The sequence below is a fragment of the Burkholderia sp. HMSC10F09 genome, from assembly GCF_001806955.1.
Classification (GTDB): Bacteria; Pseudomonadota; Gammaproteobacteria; order Burkholderiales; family Burkholderiaceae; genus Burkholderia; species Burkholderia multivorans.
The window spans coordinates 1-20,851 of the sequence record NZ_KV786732.1 but is presented as its reverse complement, the minus strand read 5'-3'; the positions used below and the strand labels follow the sequence as shown (position 1 = coordinate 20,851).

Here is a 20,851-nt window from a genome sequence, read left to right as displayed (position 1 = left end):
TGCTGGGGTGCTGGGGTGCTGGGGTGCTGGCGCTGGCGCTGGCGCTGGTGCGGTGCCGGCGGTCGGACACCGCAGAGCGTCGGACGAGAGACGTGGAAATCGCTGCGCCCCGCAAGTCGTCGGCCGGGGCGCGGTGACGGGTGCGGGCTTGGCGTCAGACGCGACGCCCGCTTGGCTCTGTGATGCTCGCCGCGAAGGCGCCGCACCCGTTCACGAACGGCGCTCGCCGCTTTGCGTTTTCCTCGTGGCACTTTTCGCTCGCGCCGATATCGAGGTTGACGTCGGGATTCGTCGACGTATCGCGCTTGTGCTTCAGCCCGAGCGCCGGGCACCCGAGCGACGCAGCGCGATCGCGGCGGCCGCGCCGATCTGCACGTGCGGCGGGAAGCGTGCGAGCCGCAGCGGTCCGCCGCCGGCGACAAAGCCGAGCGCACCGGATCGTTATCGTGGACCGGCACGGCGTTCCTGCGCTGTGCCGCTGCCTGCGATTCTGGTGAAGGTAAACCGGCGCTGGCCAAAAAAAGAAAAATAAATCGACGAAGAATTATTCGAAAAGCGCGCGCACGGCTTCCGGCGGACGACCGATGGCGGCCTTGCCGCGGTAGACGACGATCGGACGCTGCAGCAGGATCGGATGCGCCGCAATGGCCGCATACGCTTCCGCGTCGGTCAGTTCGGCGCGACCGAGATCCAATGTCTTGTACGGCTCCTCGCCGTCGCGAAGCATGTCGCGCACCGGGCGACCAAGTTGACGATGCAGCATCTCCAGTTCCTCAACCGTCGGCGGCGTCTTCAGATACTCGACGACGTTCACCGGCGCACCGGTCGTGTTCAACGTCTCGATCAACGCGAGCGTCTCGCGGGACTTCGAGCATCGGGGGTTGTGATAGATCGTGATCATCGTTTCAGCGTGGATGGTGGAGGCCAGTATTGTAGCGAGTCCGACGGTGCGGGTTTTGAGGGCAGGGGAAAGGGGCGATGTGGCGATGTTCGCTTTTGATGCGCGGCGGACCCGAAGCAGGGAGCGGCCAGTGGTGAAATCGGGAGGGCTTTATGCGCATAAAGGCATCGCAGAAAGATGGGAGCGCGGTGGACCGCCGTGCAGACGCGGCCGGCCTTGGGCAGATCCGTGGACTCATCCTTCCCATGGCGGCTCGCCGGATTTATGCGCATAAAAGCCACCGCAGGACCGAGGCGAACGCAGCTGGATCAGCCCACGCTCAAGACTTCGGAGGCACGCATCGTTTGAATAGTAGGGCAGGGACTTTATGCGCATAAAGAGCCCGCCGATGAGAGCGCGGTCACAACAACGGTCCCCGCCAGACCGACGCTGGGTACCACGCGTTTCCACTGCGTACAGATTCGCGACAGTCGCAACCGGGACCGGCCGGCCGGCGGCGCAGTAGCTCTATCCGCCGGCAGACGATGCAACGGCCCGGCCCGCATTGGCTCCAGGAGCGACTCCGTCATTAATCGATGGCCTTTCCCTGGGGCATCCCGACGACTTTATGCGCACAAACCGCCTCACGCCGACATGTCGACGGCTGCCCTGTAATGCTCCGGCCGCCGGGGCGAAGCAATCAGGACGGGGAACATGCGAGCGCGCGCAAAGCAACGGCCGCCCGCCTACAAGCGCAGGGACTTACCGACGCAGCGACTTACCGGAGCAGCGACCTACCGGAGCAGCGACCTACCGGAGCAGTGACCTACCGGAGCAGTGACCTACCAGAGCGCTGACTTACCAGAGCAGTCGCTTAGCAACACCGCGGCCTGCCGATGCAGTGCCCTACCATCGCGAGTCTGAGCAGCCGAGCTCACCGGTTTATGCGCACAAAGTCCGGCCCAGTTCGCTCAAGGAGCCTCTGATATGCAAGATCGAACCCTGCGCAACTGCGCTTGCATGCCTATCACTTGAGCCACGTGATCGACGCTCGAGCGACGCACGTGAGCGACCTCGATCAGGCCATGCGCCTATCACGCTCGGCCGCAGCCTTTATGCGCATAAATCGCTTGTCCGCATGGCCAACGCGTCGTGCTTCGGCGACAAGTTCATTGAAATATAAATATCGTCCTGTAGAATTCCAACGATCAAAAACAGGAGTGAAAATTGGCCGCAGAAATCATTGCAGTCACTCAACAAAAAGGCGGTGTCGGCAAAAGCACGATCGCCATGCATCTCGGTGCCGCATTTCATGAAAAAGGAAAACGCGTCCTCGTCATCGATGCAGACGGCCAAAACACACTGGTTCATTGGTCCAGCGCATCGGGCGACGGCGACAACGGCATTCCTTTCCCCGTCGTCAATCTCGCGGAAGCGGGCGGCCAGATCCACCGCGAGATCAAGAAGTTCATCAACGACTACGACATCATCGTCGTGGACTGTCCGCCGTCGATCACCGAGAAGGTGTCCGGTGTCGTCCTGCTGGCGGCATCGATTGCCGTGATTCCGACGTCGTCGTCGCCGGCCGATTACTGGTCGAGCGTCGGCCTCGTGAAGCTGATCCAGCAGGCGCAGGTGATGAACGAAGACCTGCGTGCGGTATTCCTGCTGAACAAGACCGAGGAAAAGCGAATGCTGACGCGCGAACTGAAGCGCGCGCTCGAAGAACTCGGCTTCCCGCTGTTGAAGACGCAAATCCCGACCCGCGAAGCGTACAAGCAGGCCATGGCGCTCGGCCAGACCGTTCTGCAGATGAACGATCGCGGCGCCAAGCTCGCGGCCGCGGAAATTCGCGCATGTGCCGACGAAATCGTCGCGATGCTGCCCTGACTTTATGCGCATAAAGGAGTCGCATGAAACCCTCCCAGTTTGCAAAAGGATTCCAGGCGCGCCCGGATATCACGACGAGCGAGAAGCGCACGGCGCTTGACCGGCTGAACGCGATCGATGGCATCGTCAAGTCCGACGCCCCCGCGCCGGCAACCGCGAAGTCGGCGAAGAAAGACAGCGCCGCGCCGCATGTGCCGGACCTCGCGATCGATCTGTCGACCGACGAATCGCCGCAGTATCGTGCGTGGCGTCTCGAGAACCGCTACGCGCCCGGCCAGGTGATCGAACTGCCGCTGAAGGCGATCAAGCATAGCCCGTTCAATCCTCGCCATTTCTATCTGAAGTCGTCGATTGCCGAGCTCGCGGTGAACCTCGCGAAGCAAGGGCAACAGCAGGCGATCCACGTGATTCCGGACTACGACAACCCGGGCACGTACTTCGTGAGCGACGGCGGCCGACGCGTGCGCGCGCTGAAGGAAGCGAACAAGGACTCGGTGAAGGCGATCGTGATCGACGTCCCGATCGGCATTCAGAGCTACAAGCTCGGCTACGATCTCAACGTTCAACGCGATTCGCAAACGGTCTTCGACAATGCAGTCGTGTGGCGTCGCTTCCTCGACGACAAGCACTTCCAGAGTCAGAAGGAGCTCGCCGAGCACCTCGGTCTCGACGAATCGACGGTCGCCGTTGCACTGTCGATCGGCAAGCTGCCGGAAGCAGTGATGCAGGAGATGGTTGCGCGGCCCGATCGCTTCGGTTCGAACATGGCATATCAGGTCGGCCGCTATCACGCTGCGCGCGGCACGGAAGCGACGCTGCGGCTGATCAACAAGATCGTGTCGGACGATCTCAGCACGCGTCAGGTATCGGACATCGTGAAGGGCCGCGTCGCGGCGCAGGACGCGCCGAAGCCGGCGAGCCGCCAGCGCTACGCTCAGCGGCTGGAAATCAAGCTCGGCGGGAAGTCGGTCGGCGATCTGAAGTCGTACGGCGACGATCGCATCGAACTGCGTCTGCGCGGCCTGCCGAAGGACAAGCGCGATGCGATCCTCGAGCAACTCGAGCGCATGCTATTGGCGGACTGATCAAGAAAAACAGACGGCCCGGCGATGAAGCCGGGCCGCTTGCCCTTTCACGCAGCGCGCTCACGCGCTGCAAACGCATTACGCAGCCCTGGACTGGTTCAGCGTAAACGCGAGCAGATCGCCGTCGGTCGGCTCGCCCCAGGTCTTCTGGGCCAGCCAGTCGAAGAAGGCCGTCTCGGCCAGCTTGGATTCGAGCCCGCGCTTGCGCCAGTCGTCCCGCAGATGCGTGCCCAGCGTCGGCAGCGCTTCGGCCTCGAACGACTCGCGCGCCACTTCGCGTTCCAGCTCGCCCTGTTCCTCGTACAGCACCTTCGCTTCCTTCCGGCGGAACGCCGCGAATTCGCTGAGCAGTCGCGCCTTCAGATCGTCCGGCTGAGCCGCAGCACCCTTCGCCGACGGCGCCGCGGCCGGCAGTGCGTCGACCGCATCGACCGGCGGCGCATAGCCTTTCTTCAACGCATCCTTGAACAACGCGGCGGCGCTGCGCACCGGCGGCAGCGTCGTGCTGCGCATGCGCTGCTCGGTCATCTGCAACGCTGCGCGGATACGATTCTCTTCGCTGTCCGCATAGAGCGTCTGCGCCTCCTTCAGCGGGATGCCAAGCTTCACCATCCGGTCCACCAGCGTGCTGTCGAAGACGTTCGGATGCTCGTCGAGCGCCAGCATCGGTTGCTTGCGCTCGGTCACGCGGAACTGGATCTCGGCCACTCGCCGCCCTTCGCGATGCTCGATCAGCTCGACGAAGATATTGGTAACCGCGTTGACCTCGGCGATCGCCGGGCGCAGATAGTCGCGCTTGAAGTACTTGTACTCGCGTTTCGCTTCGTCGCCGGCTTCGGTGTCGGGCGTGCCCGACAGAATCGGCCGCCACCATTCCCACGGCTCGCGCATCGTCAGGTGACTCGGGTTCGTCAGATAGCGCACGCAGATCTCGTAGAGCGCGAGGCCGGCACTGCTGCGCAGCTGGCTCTGGAACTGCAGGCTCAGGCGCGCATACTGCACCGGATCGAGCAGCTTCTTCTTGATCTTCGGCGCGAACGAAAATTCGACCCACACGCGCCGTGTAGCCGGATCTTCGAGAATTTCGGCGTCGGCGATCAGCGTGGAGATCCCCCATTTGCGGCCGGGCTTCTGGCTCGACGTGCCCGTGCTCCATTCCACCTGCACCGACACCATCCGGCGCAGATGCTCCTTCACCAGCGCGGTGTCGTTCGAATCGAATGCGGAGTTGGCGACGATGTCCGACAACAGCGCGCGATACGTATCGCCCGAGTCGTCGGCCTGCTGCGCGACGGCGAGCAGGACATTGAACAGCTTGCGAGTCAGGAGCGTGATCTTGCCGCTCTTCGGCTGAATTGCGATTGCCTCGACGGCCTTCCGCAATTCGGCTGAACTGGCACTCACCACATCCACATCGGTTTTCTTGGCGCGCTTCGTGGCCATGCGTCGGGTCGGAGGAGAAGTTTCCCGGAAGGATAGCGCCTGTGGTGATGTGCGTCCAGAACGACATGCTCACCATAGCCGGTGAAGCGCGCAGATGAAACGGCACTCACCCCAACCGTTCCCGTAAACCCTCACCGGTCCGCGGCAACTGCGTTTCAGCCGATTCCAGACATGTCGCGGGATGCACGGATTCACAGAATTTTGCCTGTGCAGAATACGTGCGCAATCGGCTCCCGTATCAGCTCACCTTTCGAATTGTCGTAATTTTGCGACTGTTCGACGGGGTGACCGCGGCGTCTTATCGGCGGTGCTCGCACTGCAGGTGCCAAGCCGCCAATACAAGGCTGTATGTCCATACAGCAGCGGTCCAACAGCGTGATTGCGCGAGTGCGCGACGTCGACGAACGGCCGTGCAACGCCGCATCCCGGTGCCCAACCCGGCAGCGTTTCGACGGCGGACGCGCATTGTACAGCGCTCACTGCGGCACGGGTCCCGAAAACGCTCACCTTAGCGACGCCGGATCACAGCGATCGAAGTCGGGTCGACGCCCGACATATGGGCGCTCGACGGTATGCCATTCCCGAAAAGCCTCACCTTTGCGTCCGAAAGCGATGTCGCGCAGGCCATCCACACAGCTCCCGAAAAACCTCACCGTAACCTCGGCGGTTTCAAAAATCCCAATGGCGTCCAATACTTATGCGCGGCAGCGAATTCCACTGTGTCGCACGGTCGCGCCCCGAAAAACCTCACCTTTTCACGCGAACACAGAGCCGTCAAAGTCGAAATTCACTCCCGAAAAGGCTCACCTATGCGGGAAAAGGTCACAGTAAAACGGAGATTTTTCCCGCGCCAGGCGGGCTTTCCGGCGATATCGACCGGCCATCGCTCCCGAAAAGCCTCACCTGTGCGCAATCTGTGTGCAGATTCTGCTCCCGAAAAAGCTCACCTCTAGCGCGCTTGCCCCACTGTGAAACCTATCCCGAAGACGCTCACCTTATGCCGATCGAGGTAGACAACCCGCCGCTTCGCTCCCGAAAACCCTCACCTTTGCGGCGCCACAGGCATCGAATAGCGCTTTTGGCCGACAAAACCGCCTTCGTTTCCCGGAAATCCTCACATCAGAACGCCGCGAAGTCCCGTGAAACCTCACCTTTCGGGAAAATTGCCTAAAAGTTGGGCAAAAACGGGGCGCAAAGGATCTCCTGCAAATTCTCACCTATGTCTGCACAGGCAGAAAACTGTGCATGCTGCTGCTGTGCGGGTCGCGCGGCTGTGCGCCCCCGAAAAGCCTCACCTTTGCGTATTTCCGGTTTTCACTGTGATCCCGAATCCGCTCACGACCTTTCCTGCAACGGCTCACGCTGCTCCCCGAACCCCATCACGTCGGCTCCCGCAGAAGGTCACCTTGTCTCCCGTAAAACTTCACCTTGCCGGCCGGAGAGCCTTGCTACGTAAGGCTGTGCCGTGGCGTTAACGTTTTTAACTAAGGGTTCAAAGGTGTTTACTTCTAATACTCTCAACACCTCCGCCCGCAGAGTTTTCCACAGAGACGTCGATCCCTGAACACCGCCCATCCGGACATTCACGCGATGTGAAACAATGGCACTTTTTCCGTGTGAGGCAAAAAACCTTTTCACGACAAACGCTTACTGCACTTTCTTCGCTTTGTTTCACGAAATCGGAGGCCGGGCTTACGCAGCAAGCGCCACTGAAGGCACTTCGGGCACGAACGACGCGAATTCGCAACGCATCGCGAAAATTGGTATCAGGAGATACGTATTTCGTTATGATCGCAACATCTCAACGTCTGTGAGCTGATTCATGACCGTCGACGAAATGCGTCAGAGCATTCGGGAAGAACTGGAATCGATGCGCGCGGCAGGCGCGCGTCGCCAGGAATTGTCGCTGCACGCCTGCAAGCGGTTGTTTTTCGATCTCGGGATCCGGCCCTCGGCGGCCAATGTGCGCGACCTTACGCAAACCGGCAGCGCCAGCGATATTCCGAAAGACATCGACCATTTCTGGGAGCGTATCCGCTCCGCGTCGAAAGTGCGGCTCGAGGGGGCCGCGATCCCCAAAAGCGTCGAGGAAAAGGCCGGCGCGCTGATCGGCGCGCTCTATGAAGAAGCGCTGAAAGCCGCTCGCGACGGTCTCGACGTCGATCGGCAACAGGTGCGCGCCGAGATGGCCGCGGCCGAACAGCGGTTGCGCGATGCGACCGTTCGTCAGGAAACGCTCGAAGCCGCGCTCGCGCGTAGCGAAGCCCGCAATGAACAGTTGCAGGCGCGCGTGACCGAGCTCGAAGTTCAGCTCGCATCGCAAACGACGCACGGTTCGGCGAACGAGGCCACGTTGCGCGCGACGGTCGCGCGGCTGGAAACGGAACTGGCCGCTGCCCACGGCCGCGTCGATACCGAGCAGACGCTGAACGCGACGCTGCGCGATCGGATCGACGAACTGCAGGCCGAACTTCAGCATCGCACCGAACACTACGCGCAGCAGATCAAGGATGCGGTGGCCGAGGCCGAACGGCGCGTGAAGCCGATGCTCGTCGAACTGGACTCGTTGCGCAGCATGGCGTCGACCTACCAGAGCGGTTTGCGCGACGTGCAGCGCAAGGAATTCGATTTCCTTCAGCAGCTCAGTGCGGCAAAGGCGCGCGCCGACCGGCTCGAAGAGCAGTTGCGCACGCAGAGCGACGAACTCGAACGCGCGACGCGCGACGTGAACGCATTGCGCGCGAATCGCACGATGAGCCCCGAGATTGCGACGCTGATTCGACGGCTTGCGGATGCGGGACACCTGGACGCCGATGCGTTCGCCGCGATCGGCACGGCGCTCGATCACGATGTGCCGGTGCCGAGCCAGTGTCCGCACTGCGACGGCGAACCCGAGCTGTCGCACACCGGCGACGGTTTCGAAGTGTCATGCCCGGAATGCGAGCACGCGTCGGGATCCTGGCCGTCGCGCCTCGAGGCCGTCACGCGTTTTGCGCGTCGGTAACGTCGGCTGCGGCGCGACTGCGCCGCACAGGTGAGAATTTTCGGGAAGCGTGAGGTGAGGATTTTCGGGACCCAAAAACAGGTGAGGCCGCGCCAGGCAACGCGCTCACGGTTCGCTTCCGTGAGCGGCCGCCTGCGAATCAGTGAGTTTCGCCGCTGTCGACAGCGTCACCTTCGACCAACTCCGCTCGCCAGGTTTTCCACGCGCGGTGCAGACGGTTCGCCGAAATCGGCTGCACGAACCCCAGCCACTTGCCGACCCGCTCCGGCGGCACGTCATGCTCGAACAGCTCGGCAGCATAGGTGTTGCGCAAGGTCTGCGGGCTTGTGCGCGCCGTGCGCGACGACGTCAGCCCGGCCGATTCGACGATCGCATCGATCGCGCGCAGCATCGTCGCCTTGTGCATGGGTCGCCCGGTGTGCGACGCCGGGAACACGAGATCGCCCGGAATCTGCTGCCGGCTGCGCTCCGCGAGCCAGGCATCGAATAACGCGATCGCGAACGAGGCGAGATGCGCGTCGCGTGCGAAGTCCGGATGCGTGGATGGAATCCGCAGCGACGTGCCGCTCGTATCGACGCAACTAATCGTGAGCACGCGTGCTTCGCCCGTCTTGATGCCGGCGCCGAGAAAGGCGGCGACCAGCGCACGGTCGCGGCGCTCTTTCCAATAGGCCGCACCCGATACGCCGATCGGCGAAAACAGATAGGCGAGCAGCGCCGCGCGCTCGGCCGGCGTCAGAAAGCTGGTCGGCTCGTTGTCGCGTGCCTTGCGCCAGTCCGCTTCGCCATCCTGAGCGATGAAGCGCGCCGGATTCGTCGACGCGAATTCGGTGCGGCGAATATGGTCGAGTACACGCTCGATGAGCCGCAGATAACGCAGCCGCTGCGTTTTGCGAATCGGCAGTTCGCCGACGAACTCGGCGATCGACGCGGTATCGACGGTCGCGAGATTTTTCTGACGTGCGCGCAGCCACGCGAGAAATGCGCCCCATTGCGCGCGATAGACGTCGGCCGACGAGCGGCGGTAGTCCTGCATTGCCAGCCATGCATCGAACGCGGCTTCGGGCGAAACGATCCAGTCGGATGCGCCGCGGTCGAACAGATCCTTTTCTTCTGCGCGCGCCGGTGGCGCGGCCGGGGTGGGAAGGGACATGTGATTTATTCCGTTAGTTGCGTATATGGTAGGGCGTTCGCAACATTTCGGGTAGCGGCGCGTCAGAGCGCGTCGCGCGCGCCGTCAATCGCCCCATGCCTGCTGACGCGCGCTCGGGGTGCGTTCGTGCCGCGTGCCGGCCTCCGACTCGGCGCGCGCGGCGGCCTCGTAGGCGAGCACCGCGAACGAGAAGACGGCGGGCAGCGCGTTCGACCGACCGAAATCGATCGGATCGTCGGTTTCGGGAAACGTCATGTCGGCCGGCCGTTCGAACAGCTGCCGCATGCCGGCGTCGTGGCGGCTCGCAAAGCCGAGATCGGCGAGCGCTTCGGCTTCGATGGCGTGCAGCAGGCGCCACGTGAGCGGCACGCGTTGGCGGATATAGCGCGCCGCGATATGGCGGACGATGTGCTCGAGATCGTGCGCGGCAGCCTTGAAGCTGAGCGCGGCCAGGTCTTGTTCTTCTGTCATCGCAGGCTCCTGTCGGGCCGGCGCGGCGTGCGGCGCCGCTCGGCCAGTGCATGGCGGAATGTCCGTATACTGTACAAATATACAGTTATTTCCGCAACTGGCCGCTCGGCCGACTATCGGCGCCGTCAGCGATGGATCACGATCAGCAGTGCGCGGGCTTCGGCCTTGCCCGGATTGCGAATCGCGTGGGGCGTGTCGGCGGCATAGCGGCCGGTGTCGCCGGCCTTCAGGCGCCGGCTCGCGGCGCCGGCCTCGATCTCCATCGTCCCTTGCAGCACGGTGAGGTGTTCGCGCGTGCCGGGTTCGTGCGCATTCGACACGAGCGCGCCGCCGCCCGGCAGCGTGAGTTCGTACCACTCGAATTTGCCGGCAAGATCGATCGGCCCCCACACGCGCAGCTGGTATTGACCGTCATGGCCGGCGAGCGTCGGGATGTCGTGCGGTCCGTCCACGCGAATCGTTTCGGGCGCTTTCGGCTGCGAGAACAGCTCGTCGAGCGTGATGCCGAGCGCGTTCGTCAGCCGCCATGCGACCGCGATCGTCGGGTTCGCCTTGTCGCGCTCGATCTCGGAGAGCATCGATTTCGAGACACCGGCCGCCCGGGACAGATCGTCGAGCGTGAGCTTGCGTTCGTTGCGCAGCCGCTGGATCTGTTCGCCGACGCGCGGCGGCGTCGCGGCCGGCGGCTGCGGGGCGGCGCCGGCAGCCGTGCGCCGCGATCCGGATGAACTTGCCATTTGGATTCCGTTCGCTTAGAGTTGTTCGGTATTTCGAATTCGAGTTCGAAATATCGGATAAATGCGGTCAACCGAACGACCGACTATAACAGTAGCAGGCTGTTGCGCGGCGGCCACGAGCCGTTTCGCGCGCGCTGCATGCTGCGAACCCTGTCAGGAGCTTTGTGATGCGTGATGCCTTTCTCGCCCAGGTGCGCGGGACACTCGACCAGATCCGCGCGGACGGCTTTTACAAGACCGAGCGCGAGATCGCGAGTCCTCAAGCCGCTGCCGTGCGGCTCGCCGGCGGCGCCGGCGTGCTGAATTTCTGCGCGAACAACTATCTCGGTCTCGCGAACGATCCGCGGCTGATCGCGGCGGCGAAGGCGGGGCTCGACCAGGACGGGTTCGGCATGGCGTCGGTGCGCTTCATCTGCGGTACGCAAACCGTGCACAAGCAGCTCGAAAGTGCGCTCGCCGCGTTTCTCGGCACCGAGGACAGCATTCTCTATTCGAGCTGCTTCGACGCGAACGGCGGGCTGTTCGAGACGCTGCTCGACGAGAACGACGCGGTGATCAGCGACGAGCTCAACCACGCGAGCATCATCGACGGCATCCGTTTGTGCAAGGCGAAGCGCTACCGCTACCGGAACAACGATCTGGCCGATCTCGAGGCGAAGCTGAAGGAAGCCGATGCGGCCGGCGCGCGCCACAAGCTGATCGCGACCGACGGCGTATTCTCGATGGACGGCATCATCGCCGATCTGAAAGGCATCTGCGATCTCGCCGATCGCTACGGCGCACTCGTGATGGTCGACGATTCGCATGCGGTCGGCTTCATCGGCGCGCACGGCCGCGGCACGCCCGAGCATTGCGGCGTCGAAGGGCGCGTCGACATCATCACCGGTACGCTCGGCAAGGCGCTCGGCGGTGCGTCGGGCGGCTACGTCGCGGCACGCCGCGAGATCGTCGATCTGCTGCGCCAGCGCTCGCGTCCGTACTTGTTCTCGAATACGCTGACGCCGAGCATTGCCGCTGCATCGCTGAAAGTGCTCGAACTGCTCGGCAGCGACGAAGGCGCGCAACTGCGCGAACGCGTCCGCGAGAACGGTGTGCGCTTCCGCGAGCAAATGACCGAGGCCGGCTTCACGCTCGTGCCGGGTGCGCATCCGATCATCCCGGTCATGCTCGGCGATGCGCAGCTTGCGTCGAACATGGCCGACAAGCTGCTCGCCGAAGGCGTCTACGTGATCGGCTTTTCGTTCCCCGTGGTGCCGCGCGGCCGCGCGCGCATCCGCACGCAGATGAGCGCCGCACACACGCCGGACCAGATCGACCAGGCCGTCGCCGCGTTCGTGCGCGTCGGCAAGTCGCTCGGCATCGTCTGACGGAGGCGCGGCGATGAAAGCACTGGCAAAGCTCGAACGTGCGCCCGGCCTCACGCTTACGCGCGTGAAGCGCCCGGAAGTCGGTCACAACGACGTGCTGATCAGGATCCGGCGCACCGCGATCTGCGGCACCGATATCCATATCTGGAAGTGGGACGACTGGGCGCAGAAGACGATTCCGGTGCCGATGCATGTCGGCCACGAATATGTCGGCGAGATCGTTGAAATGGGTCAGGAGGGGCGCGGCTTCGCGATCGGCGATCGCGTGTCCGGCGAAGGCCACATCACCTGCGGTTTCTGTCGCAACTGCCGCGCCGGGCGCCGTCACCTGTGCCGCAATACGGTGGGCGTCGGCGTGAACCGCGAAGGCGCGTTCGCCGAGTATCTGGCGATTCCGGCGTTCAATGCGTTCAAGATTCCGCCCGAGATCTCCGACGATCTCGCATCGATCTTCGATCCGTTCGGCAACGCGACGCATACCGCGCTGTCGTTCAATCTCGTCGGCGAGGATGTGCTGATTACCGGCGCGGGGCCGATCGGAATCATGGCCGTCGCGATCGCCAAGCATGTGGGCGCGCGCAACGTCGTGATCACCGATATCAACGACTATCGCCTCGAACTCGCGCGCAAGATGGGCGCGACGCGCGCCGTCAACGTCGCACGCGAGTCGCTGCGCGACGTGATGGCCGATCTGCGGATGACCGAAGGCTTCGACGTCGGCCTCGAGATGTCGGGCGTGCCGAGTGCCTTCACGAGTCTGCTCGAGGCGATGAACCACGGCGGGAAGGTCGCGCTGCTCGGCATTCCGCCCGCGCAGACGGCGATCGACTGGAACCAGGTGATCTTCAAGGGGCTCGAGATCAAGGGCATCTATGGCCGCGAGATGTTCGAGACCTGGTACAAGATGGTCGCAATGCTGCAAAGCGGCCTCGATTTGTCGCCGATCATCACGCATCGCTTCGCCGCCGACGATTACGAGAAAGGCTTCGCCGCGATGCTGTCCGGTGAAAGCGGCAAGGTGATTCTGGACTGGACCGCGTGATCGTCCGACGACACGGAGCGATATGCGCATCGCTCCGTGTCGCTCGCATCCATCGCCGTTCGGATAGGTGGGCCCGCGCTCGATTTCGCGCTTAAGGTGAGAAGATTCGGGAGTCCGGTGTGCGCGTTGGATCTTCGGCCGGTTGGTAGCTTCGACACGTTGAAGCCGCTACCTCGCGCCGTAGATTGCGGGCATCGACGTACTGTCACTCGCCGTCGTATTCGCCACGGAGAAACGCCGAAGCTCGCGATTCCGATCGTGCGACATCGTCGGTGATCGACCATCGCCATGCGGTTTCACCTTCAGCTCTTCCAGTGCGCACCGTGACGGTGATTCGTATGACGCGAATCGCCGCCGATGCCGCGTCGCACTTTTCCCTTTCGTTCTCCGGCTGCCGCGTACAGTTGCACACTGGACGGGCACACAGCAGCGTGAATCGATCGACGCTGCTCCGGCTCACCGAGCGTCATCCGCACCGCGTTTCCCTTTCGCTCACCGACTGCGGCGTACACATGCACACTTGCTGCCCACGCAACAGCGTGAACGAATCGACGTCACCCCAGCTCACCGAACGTCATCCACACGTATCCCTTACCCGCGCGCTCGCGTCCCACCCCGCCCGACTTTCCCCTCTCGCCGCCAAGGTCTCATCGCAAACCGCTTGACGACGGAGAACGATCGTTCTACCTTGGCGTAATGAACATACAGATCGATCCGTCCGCCGGACCCGCCGACTCCGGCGTGCGCGAGCGTCTGCTCGACGCAGCCGAGGCGCTGATCTATTCAGGCGGCATCCATGCAACCGGTGTCGATGCGATCGTGAAGCGCTCCGGCGCCGCACGAAAGAGCTTTTATTCGCATTTCGAATCGAAGGAAGCGCTGGTCGTGGCGGCGCTCGAACGCCGCGACGCGCGCTGGATGCGCTGGTTCGTCGACGCGACGCTCGCGCGCGGCAAGTCGCCACGTGCGCAGCTGCTCGGCATGTTCGACGTTCTGCGCGACTGGTTTGCGCAGCCTGGTTTCCACGGCTGCGCGTTTCTGAACACGTCAGGCGAGATCGCGGATGCCGACGATCCGGTGCGCGTCGTCGCACGCGAGCACAAGGCGCGCTTGCTCGCATTCGTGCGCGAGCGGCTCGACGCCTATGCGGACGTCGCCGGCATCGAGCGGCGCACGCTGGCGCGGCTCGCGCGTCAGTGGCTCGTGCTGATCGACGGCGCGATCGGCGTCGCGCTCGTAAGCGGCGACGCCGGCGCTGCCCGCGATGCGCGCGCCGCGGCGGAATTGTTGCTCGATGCCGCGCTGCGGTCGTCGACGTCGTAAAGGCGAAACCCGGCCGCGCGCGACGCGGCCATCACGTTGAACAGGAGCGTCCGATGTCCGATTCCGTCGAAGTCCGTCCCCCCGTCCCGCCGTTTACGCTCGAAACCGCGCGTCAAAAGGTCCGTGCCGCCGAAGATGCGTGGAACACGCGCGATCCGCAGCGCGTCTCGCTCGCCTATACGCCGCAAAGCCGCTGGCGCAATCGTGCCGAGTTCGTGACCGGTCGCGAAGCGATCGTCGGCCTGCTGCAACGCAAGTGGACGCGCGAACTCGACTATCGGCTCATCAAGGAGCTGTGGGCATTCGGCGGCAACCGGATCGCGGTGCGCTTCGCGTACGAATGGCACGACGATGCCGGCAACTGGTTCCGCTCGTACGGAAACGAGAACTGGGAGTTCGACGAGAACGGTCTGATGGCGCACCGTCACGCGAGCATCAACGACTTGCCGATTCGCGAAGCGGATCGCCTGTTCCGCTGGCCGCTCGGCCGACGCCCGGACGATCATCCGGGGCTGTCGGACCTCGGGCTGTAACGCGGGCCGCATGTGCATCGGCTCCTCGGGCTGCAGGAATTCGCGTACGCGTGCCTGACGGTGAGGAAATACGGGAGCCGATGCGTCGACGGTGAGATTTTTCGGGAGCAGGTGGAGCGACGCACGACGCGCATGCTTCGAACGGTACGATGCACGGTCGCATGATGCGCGAAGCGTCGATACCACTGCGAGCAACGATATCGACGTGGTATCGACCGGTGCGCACAAGCAGCCTCTGCTTCTCACCGCGCGCATTCGTCATCGCGATTCGACGAAGAACCGTGCCTGCAAAGCGAAGGTGCGCCGCGATGTGAATCGCATCTCACCGATCGCATGGGCCTTCGTATGCGATTACTCGGCGCGAATGGCCCCGCGTGCCGTAAGCGGTGCGATACATCACCGCACCGCACCGCACCGCACCGAAGCGTTCGCGCTTTCAACACGGCAACCATCGACGCCCACCTTCGCATGACCGCGCTCGCCCGCTCGCCGATCGAACCGACAAGCGCCGCAAAACCAGAACCTCGCTGCCACGCACCGCCGCCGCATCACCGCGCGATTCGCGCCGCGATCGCCTCGCCTACTTCCTGCGTGGCAGCGTGGCCGCCAAGATCGCGCGTACGCGGCCCGTTGCGCAGCACGTCCTCGATCGCCGCGACGATCGCATCGTGCGCGTCGCGTTCGCGGCCTGCTCCGTTGCCGAGGAAGTCGAGCATCATCGCGGCCGACCAGATCATCGCGATCGGGTTTGCGATGAACTGCCCCGCGATGTCGGGCGCCGATCCGTGCACGGGCTCGAACAGCGACGGGAACGTGCGATCGGGGTTCAGGTTGCCCGACGGTGCGATGCCGATCGTGCCCGTGCACGCAGGGCCGAGATCGGACAGGATGTCGCCGAACAGGTTCGACGCGACGACGACGTCGAAGCGATCCGGCTGCAGCACAAAGCGCGCGGACAGAATGTCGATGTGCTGCTTGTCCCACGCGACGTCCGGATAGCGTTCGGCCATCTCGGCCGCGCGCGCGTCCCACCATGGCATGCTGATCGCGATGCCGTTGCTCTTGGTCGCGACGGTGAGCTGCTTCGCGCGCCGCTGCGCGAGTTCGAACGCGAACTTCAAAACGCGCTCGGTGCCGTGCCGCGTGAAAATCGCCTGCTGCATCACGACTTCGCGCTCGGTGCCTTCGAACATCGTGCCGCCGACCGACGAATATTCGCCTTCGGTGTTTTCGCGCACGATCATGAAGTCGATGTCGCCCGCGCGACGGCCGGCGAGCGGCGACGGCACGCCGTCGAACAGGCGCGCGGGCCGCAGATTGATGTACTGGTCGAATTCGCGACGGAATTTCAGCAGCGAGCCCCACAGTGATACGTGGTCGGGCACCGTGGCCGGCCAGCCGACCGCGCCGAACAGGATCGCGTCCATGCCGGACAACTGCGCCTTCCAGTCGTCCGGCATCATCTTGCCGTGCTGCGCGTAGTAGTCGCAGCTGGCCCAGTCGATATGCGTGAATTGAAAGCGGATGCCGAACCGCGCGCTGACCGCGTCGAGCGCGCGCAACCCTTCGGGCATCACTTCACGGCCGATGCCGTCGCCGGGAATGACGGCAATGTTGTAGATCCTGTCGCTCATCCAACGCTCCTTCGCCGATCGGACGACCGCCCGCACCATGCGTGGCGGCAACGTCTCGTCATTCTATTTATTTCCATCCGGATTAAAATCGTGCGAAACGTTAATCGACTTTCCACAGATCGTGAACAAATCGCCGAACCTCGAAGACCTGCGCGTGTTCAGCCTCGTCGTCCGACTGGCCAGCTTCAGCGCGGCCGCCGAGCAGCTCGCGGTGTCGGCTGCATACGTGAGCAAGCGCATCGCGATGCTCGAGACGCAGCTCGGCACGCGCCTGCTGCATCGTTCGACGCGTCGCGTGACGGTGACCGAAGCGGGCGAGCGCGTGTTCGCGCATGCCGAGAAGATCCTCGACGACGTCGATCATCTCGTCGAAGACGTCTCGACGACGCGCACGGTACCGCGCGGCACGCTGCGCATTTCGAGCAGTTTCGGTTTCGGCCGGCACGTCGTCGCGCCGGCGCTGCTCGACTTCAGCGCGCGCTATCCGCAGCTGAACGTGCGGCTCGATCTGTTCGACCGGCTCGTCGACGTGGCGGCCGAGGGATACGACCTCGACGTGCGGATCGGCGACGAGATCGCCGATCGTCTGATCGCGCGCCGCCTCGCCGCGAACTACCGCGTGTTATGCGCGTCGCCCGACTATCTCGCGCGGCGCGGCATGCCACGCACGCTCGCGGATCTCGCGTCGCACGACTGCCTCGCGATCAAGGAGCGCGATCATCCGTTTGGCGTATGGCGATTGAACGTGCGCGGCGATACGGTGACCGTGAAGGTCGGCGGCGCGTTGTCGACGAATCACGGCGAAGTGGCCGTGCAATGGGCGCTGGCCGGACGCGGCATCGTGCTGCGCTCGATCTGGGAAGCCGGGCCGCTGATCGACAGCGGCGCGCTGTGCCGCGTGCTGCCCGATGCTGTGCAGCCGGCGAACATCTGGGCGGTCTATACGGAACGCGTGGCCGCGTCGGCGAAGGTGCGCGTGTGCGTCGATTTTCTCGCGCAGGCGCTGGCCGGACTCAACGCCGACTCGGTTGCCGGCGCGGCCTGACGCCGCGCGACGCGGCCAAAGGTGAGCGTTTACGGGAGGCCGAATCGCGCGTCGCAAACCGGCCGAACATCGCGGCAACGTGGGCGGCATGGGGGCGTGCCGCTCACGCCGGTCATACAAGAGATCAATGTCGACAGCCCGGTTTGACCGATCACGAGCGAGCGGCGGCCCGCTTGTGCGAGCTTCGGTGAGGCCGCGGTATCCGGCATGGAGTCCACGCCGCGCATTGAGCCGGCGCTTTACAGCGGCCGCCGCCATTGCGACTCTCGATTCCCTGCCTCTTCACTTGACGCACCCGCGGCCGCCTCGCCGAATCATTTCGCGAGGTCGTGCTCCGCGAGACCGATCGCCTTGTAGTCGTAGGTTGGGTAGAACTCGGTGCGATATGCGCCCCACGCCGTATCCTCGAGCACGCGGTTCACTTCGCGCAGCCGCGACGCCGGCAGCCGCAACACGATGATCTGCCCGATGCCCATCGTCACGGTCCAGCTGACCACGTCGATGCCGGGAGGCGGAAACGCCTTGTAGAACCCCTGTTTCGCGAGCTGCGCGTTCAGCTCGGCGAGCGGGCGCGACTGGTCGTGCTTCAGAAAGACGGTCAGCAGTATCGCGTTGTCAGGCGTCGCGGCGACCGTGCTCGTCGGCACGTTCGACGTCTGGGCAAACGCGGGCGCGCTGCACGCCACGGCGGCCGCGAACGAGGCGGCAGTCGTGAGCGCGCGAATGGGGAAATGCGGAAACGTCGGCATGACATGACTCCGTGGCTGCGTGGACACGATCGCCATCATGCATGATGGCGCCGATTGCTGCCGGGAGCGGGCCGCCTTAATGCCGCATGCGGCGGGTCGGGCGTAACGGATCAGGTCTGGATCGAGCGAGGTCGGCTGGCCGAAGGCCGTTCATCGGTCGGCGGCCGCAGCGCTCCGCGCGCGACGGACGCCGGCATCGGCAACGGCTGGCGGCCGAGCCTGCCGATGTGCTGACGAATCGCGACAGCGGTAATTCGCGATCCTGTCGTCTCGCATCGCGCGACTGTCTCGCACCAAAGGAGCGTGAGAATCGATTCGACGGCATACGGCGATTCAAGCTGAGCAACGAAACGGTGATCGTGAAAGTTGCGCGGCGCCGCGTGCTGCTCGATACAGTGCCGCTGGGCACCATTGGGAACGACTGTTCAGAACACGTCGGCCGTACAGGCGAAGCCACGCGTGCGCGTCGATTCTCTTTCGCAGACGCAGACGCAGGCGCGGCTGATTATCGACTCGGCGCACCGCGCGCCGTGCTGCCACACCACGCACTAAAGGTGAGCTTTTACGGGAAGTCCGAACCGCGCGTCGAGAACCGGCCGACTCTCGCCCGAACGTGAGCTGCACGGCCACGTGCCGCTCACCATCGATTCAGCGCAGCGCGGCCGCGATGTCACGCGCATACCCCGCGCATCAAAGCCGGTTGTCTTTCGCGAGCGTCAGCACGCGCGCCCAGCGCTGCGCGTCGCGCTTGTCCATCATCGGCAGCTTCCACTCGCTGCGTGCGCCGTCGTGCACGCGCACGACCAGATGCCAGCGGCCGTCGACCGGCTCCGCTTCGCAGCCGTCGAGTTGCGACAGCGTATAGCGGCCGTCCGCGCCGTCGTGCGACAGCCACAGCAGGCCCTGCGTCGCGGACACGCGCAGTTCGCCCCACGCGCGATGCATCGTGTGCGTCCAGCCTTGCTCCTTCGTATTCGGCGCGACGTCGCGGCGCCGTTTGATCCACCACGCGATCAGCGCGAACAGCAACGCGGCGGCAAGCACGGCCGCCGCGATTGCGATCGGCCGGCCGAACTGCGCGGCGATCACGTGAAATGTATGAACCGCACCCCAGCCGACGGCAATGAGCGCGAACAGTGCAATGAAAATCGGCATGACAAAAACGGAAAGGAAAACGGGCCGGCACACCGATCGTGCCGGCCCGCATGCACGCATTACCGTCGACGGTGAATGTCGTGCGTGACGAAGCCCGCATCGTTGGTGGGCAGCGCGAGGCCGTCCTTCACCGCGAGCGTCTTGCGGATGTCGTCGAGCCCTGCGGACCAGTGGTCGCGCATCGTCGACAGACCGAACTGATAGTCCTTGTAATGATGCTCGTACGCCTTTTGCTGATAGATCAGATGCTGGATGTTGTACTTCTTGCCGTTCGACATCGCCTCGGCCTCGATGCACCACGGATCGGTCTTGCGCCGTTCCTCGGGCACCTGATCGAGCACGTGGCGCAGCACGTTGCGATAGCGCTGTTCGCGCTGCAGCGTATCGGTCACGAAACGCGTGCGGCTCGAGTACTGCACGTCCTTCGTGCGCTCGGCGACGTCGGCCATCGTGCGCGGCAGCGGCCCGCGCGCGCTCCAGAGGTCGACCTGGAACGCGAGCGTGTCGCGTCGCGGGCGCGCGCGCAGCACTTCCATCAGCGGCGTATTCGAGACGACGCCGCCGTCCCAGTAGTATTCGCCGTCGATCTCGACCGGCGGGAACGCGGGCGGCAGTGCGCCGGACGCCATGAAGTGCTCGGGCAGGAGACGGATGCGCGAGTTGTCGAAGTAGACGAAGTTGCCGGTGCCGACATTGACCGCACCGACCGACACGCGCGTCTCGCCCGAATTGATCCGGTCGAAGTCGCAGAGCTTCAGCAGCGTCGCGCGCAGCGCCGAGGTGTCGTACCAGCTGATCTTCTGCGGATGATCGGACACGCCCGGCAGCGGCGGCGGAAAGCGCGGAACGAAGAAGCCCTGCTGTCCCTGCATCATCGCGCTCGCGGCCTGCGTCGCGGTGAAGAACGTGCGGATCTGGTCGATGCTGTTGAACAGCGCGAACTCGAATGCGGCGGGAATCGCCGGAAAGAACGCGGGCTGGCAGATCGTTTCCCAGAATTCGCGCAGCCGCTCCACGCGATGCTCGGGCGCGTTGCCGGCGATCAGCGCGGTGTTCAGCGCACCGATCGAGATGCCCGCGATCCAGTCGAGCGGAATGCCGGCCTCGTGCAGGCCTTCGAATACGCCGGCCTGATACGCGCCGAGCGCGCCGCCGCCTTGCAGCACGAGCGCGATCGTCTCGTACGGCAGCGAGCGCGCGGCAGCCGGCGCGCCGGCTTCGTGCTGCAGTTCGGCCGCGTCGACCGCCTGCTTTTCGGTGCGGGCGTGCGGCTTCATTGCATGAACCAGCCGTGGCTGACGACGAACGATTGACCGGTCAGCGCCGCGCTCGGGAACGCC

Annotated in this window: 17 protein-coding genes and 1 pseudogene; 8 read left to right on the top strand and 10 right to left on the bottom strand. The window is 64.2% G+C overall.

The window, feature by feature from the left end; all coding sequences use genetic code 11:
• Positions 1 to 256: 256 nt before the first annotated feature.
• Both HMPREF3115_RS33070 and arsC read right to left on the bottom strand, forming a co-directional pair.
• Positions 257 to 432: pseudogene (locus HMPREF3115_RS33070) on the bottom strand (NfeD family protein); the annotation flags it as partial.
• Positions 433 to 544: 112 nt separating this feature from the next.
• Entirely contained in the window at positions 545 to 901 is a 357-nt protein-coding gene (gene arsC / locus HMPREF3115_RS15725) for an arsenate reductase (glutaredoxin) (RefSeq protein ID WP_059940063.1), read from the bottom strand.
• 1,206 nt (positions 902 to 2,107) lie between these two features.
• On the opposite strand from arsC, the gene parA reads away from it, so the two are divergent.
• Positions 2,108 to 2,770 carry a ParA family partition ATPase gene (gene parA / locus HMPREF3115_RS15720; RefSeq protein WP_006397552.1) on the top strand — a complete coding sequence of 221 codons (663 nt, stop codon included), beginning with the start codon at positions 2,108 to 2,110 and terminating at the stop codon, positions 2,768 to 2,770.
• 23 nt (positions 2,771 to 2,793) lie between these two features.
• Positions 2,794 to 3,855 carry a ParB/RepB/Spo0J family partition protein gene (locus HMPREF3115_RS15715; RefSeq protein ID WP_006411925.1) on the top strand — a complete coding sequence of 354 codons (1,062 nt, stop codon included), beginning with the start codon at positions 2,794 to 2,796 and terminating at the stop codon, positions 3,853 to 3,855.
• Between the two features lie 78 nt (positions 3,856 to 3,933).
• Here HMPREF3115_RS15715 and HMPREF3115_RS15710 read toward each other — a convergent pair whose 3' ends face one another.
• Positions 3,934 to 5,298, bottom strand: coding sequence for a replication initiation protein (locus HMPREF3115_RS15710; protein ID WP_006397554.1), 1,365 nt, complete (start codon positions 5,296 to 5,298; stop codon positions 3,934 to 3,936).
• Between the two features lie 1,822 nt (positions 5,299 to 7,120).
• On the opposite strand from HMPREF3115_RS15710, the gene HMPREF3115_RS15705 reads away from it, so the two are divergent.
• On the top strand, positions 7,121 to 8,302 hold the full coding sequence (locus HMPREF3115_RS15705; RefSeq protein WP_070555045.1) for a DNA-binding protein: 1,182 nt from the start codon (positions 7,121 to 7,123) through the stop codon (positions 8,300 to 8,302).
• A gap of 139 nt (positions 8,303 to 8,441) precedes the next feature.
• On the opposite strand, the gene HMPREF3115_RS15700 is transcribed toward HMPREF3115_RS15705, so the two are convergent.
• The 3 genes from HMPREF3115_RS15700 to HMPREF3115_RS15690 form a co-directional block, all read right to left on the bottom strand.
• Complete coding sequence (locus tag HMPREF3115_RS15700; protein WP_059940074.1) at positions 8,442 to 9,455, bottom strand: tyrosine-type recombinase/integrase; 1,014 nt, start codon at positions 9,453 to 9,455, stop codon at positions 8,442 to 8,444.
• 84 nt (positions 9,456 to 9,539) lie between these two features.
• Entirely contained in the window at positions 9,540 to 9,926 is a 387-nt protein-coding gene (locus HMPREF3115_RS15695; RefSeq protein WP_006404643.1) for a DUF2471 family protein, read from the bottom strand.
• A gap of 125 nt (positions 9,927 to 10,051) precedes the next feature.
• The gene (locus HMPREF3115_RS15690) at positions 10,052 to 10,663 is read right to left on the bottom strand and encodes a helix-turn-helix domain-containing protein (protein WP_006404642.1); all 612 of its coding nucleotides are present in this window, start codon (positions 10,661 to 10,663) and stop codon (positions 10,052 to 10,054) included.
• 167 nt (positions 10,664 to 10,830) lie between these two features.
• Between HMPREF3115_RS15690 and HMPREF3115_RS15685 the strand changes: the two genes are divergently transcribed.
• From HMPREF3115_RS15685 to HMPREF3115_RS15670, 4 genes are all read left to right on the top strand, one after another.
• Positions 10,831 to 12,030, top strand: a complete 1,200-nt coding sequence (locus HMPREF3115_RS15685) for a glycine C-acetyltransferase (protein ID WP_065495828.1) — start codon at positions 10,831 to 10,833, stop codon at positions 12,028 to 12,030.
• 13 nt (positions 12,031 to 12,043) lie between these two features.
• Positions 12,044 to 13,072 carry an L-threonine 3-dehydrogenase gene (gene tdh, locus HMPREF3115_RS15680; RefSeq protein WP_070555043.1) on the top strand — a complete coding sequence of 343 codons (1,029 nt, stop codon included), beginning with the start codon at positions 12,044 to 12,046 and terminating at the stop codon, positions 13,070 to 13,072.
• 696 nt (positions 13,073 to 13,768) lie between these two features.
• On the top strand, positions 13,769 to 14,395 hold the full coding sequence (locus tag HMPREF3115_RS15675; protein WP_006404637.1) for a TetR/AcrR family transcriptional regulator: 627 nt from the start codon (positions 13,769 to 13,771) through the stop codon (positions 14,393 to 14,395).
• A 53-nt stretch (positions 14,396 to 14,448) separates the two neighbouring features.
• The gene (locus tag HMPREF3115_RS15670; RefSeq protein WP_006397563.1) at positions 14,449 to 14,928 is read left to right on the top strand and encodes a nuclear transport factor 2 family protein; all 480 of its coding nucleotides are present in this window, start codon (positions 14,449 to 14,451) and stop codon (positions 14,926 to 14,928) included.
• Positions 14,929 to 15,476: 548 nt separating this feature from the next.
• Here HMPREF3115_RS15670 and HMPREF3115_RS15665 read toward each other — a convergent pair.
• A complete protein-coding gene (locus tag HMPREF3115_RS15665; protein ID WP_070555042.1) occupies positions 15,477 to 16,562 on the bottom strand; it encodes a tartrate dehydrogenase in 1,086 nt (361 codons plus the stop codon).
• Between the two features lie 121 nt (positions 16,563 to 16,683).
• Between HMPREF3115_RS15665 and HMPREF3115_RS15660 the strand changes: the two genes are divergently transcribed.
• Positions 16,684 to 17,607, top strand: coding sequence for a LysR substrate-binding domain-containing protein (locus tag HMPREF3115_RS15660; protein WP_035488061.1), 924 nt, complete (start codon positions 16,684 to 16,686; stop codon positions 17,605 to 17,607).
• 314 nt (positions 17,608 to 17,921) lie between these two features.
• Here the strand turns inward: HMPREF3115_RS15660 and HMPREF3115_RS15655 are convergent, their stop codons facing one another.
• The 3 genes from HMPREF3115_RS15655 to HMPREF3115_RS15645 all read right to left on the bottom strand — a co-directional run bounded on the left by HMPREF3115_RS15655 (position 17,922) and on the right by HMPREF3115_RS15645 (position 20,788).
• Positions 17,922 to 18,356 carry a hypothetical protein gene (locus HMPREF3115_RS15655; protein ID WP_070555041.1) on the bottom strand — a complete coding sequence of 145 codons (435 nt, stop codon included), beginning with the start codon at positions 18,354 to 18,356 and terminating at the stop codon, positions 17,922 to 17,924.
• Between the two features lie 690 nt (positions 18,357 to 19,046).
• Entirely contained in the window at positions 19,047 to 19,511 is a 465-nt protein-coding gene (locus tag HMPREF3115_RS15650) for a hypothetical protein (protein WP_053298064.1), read from the bottom strand.
• Positions 19,512 to 19,570: 59 nt separating this feature from the next.
• Positions 19,571 to 20,788: a patatin-like phospholipase family protein gene (locus HMPREF3115_RS15645; RefSeq protein ID WP_039222782.1), complete on the bottom strand. Its 1,218-nt coding sequence runs from the start codon at positions 20,786 to 20,788 to the stop codon at positions 19,571 to 19,573.
• Between the last annotated feature and the right edge of the window lie 63 nt (positions 20,789 to 20,851).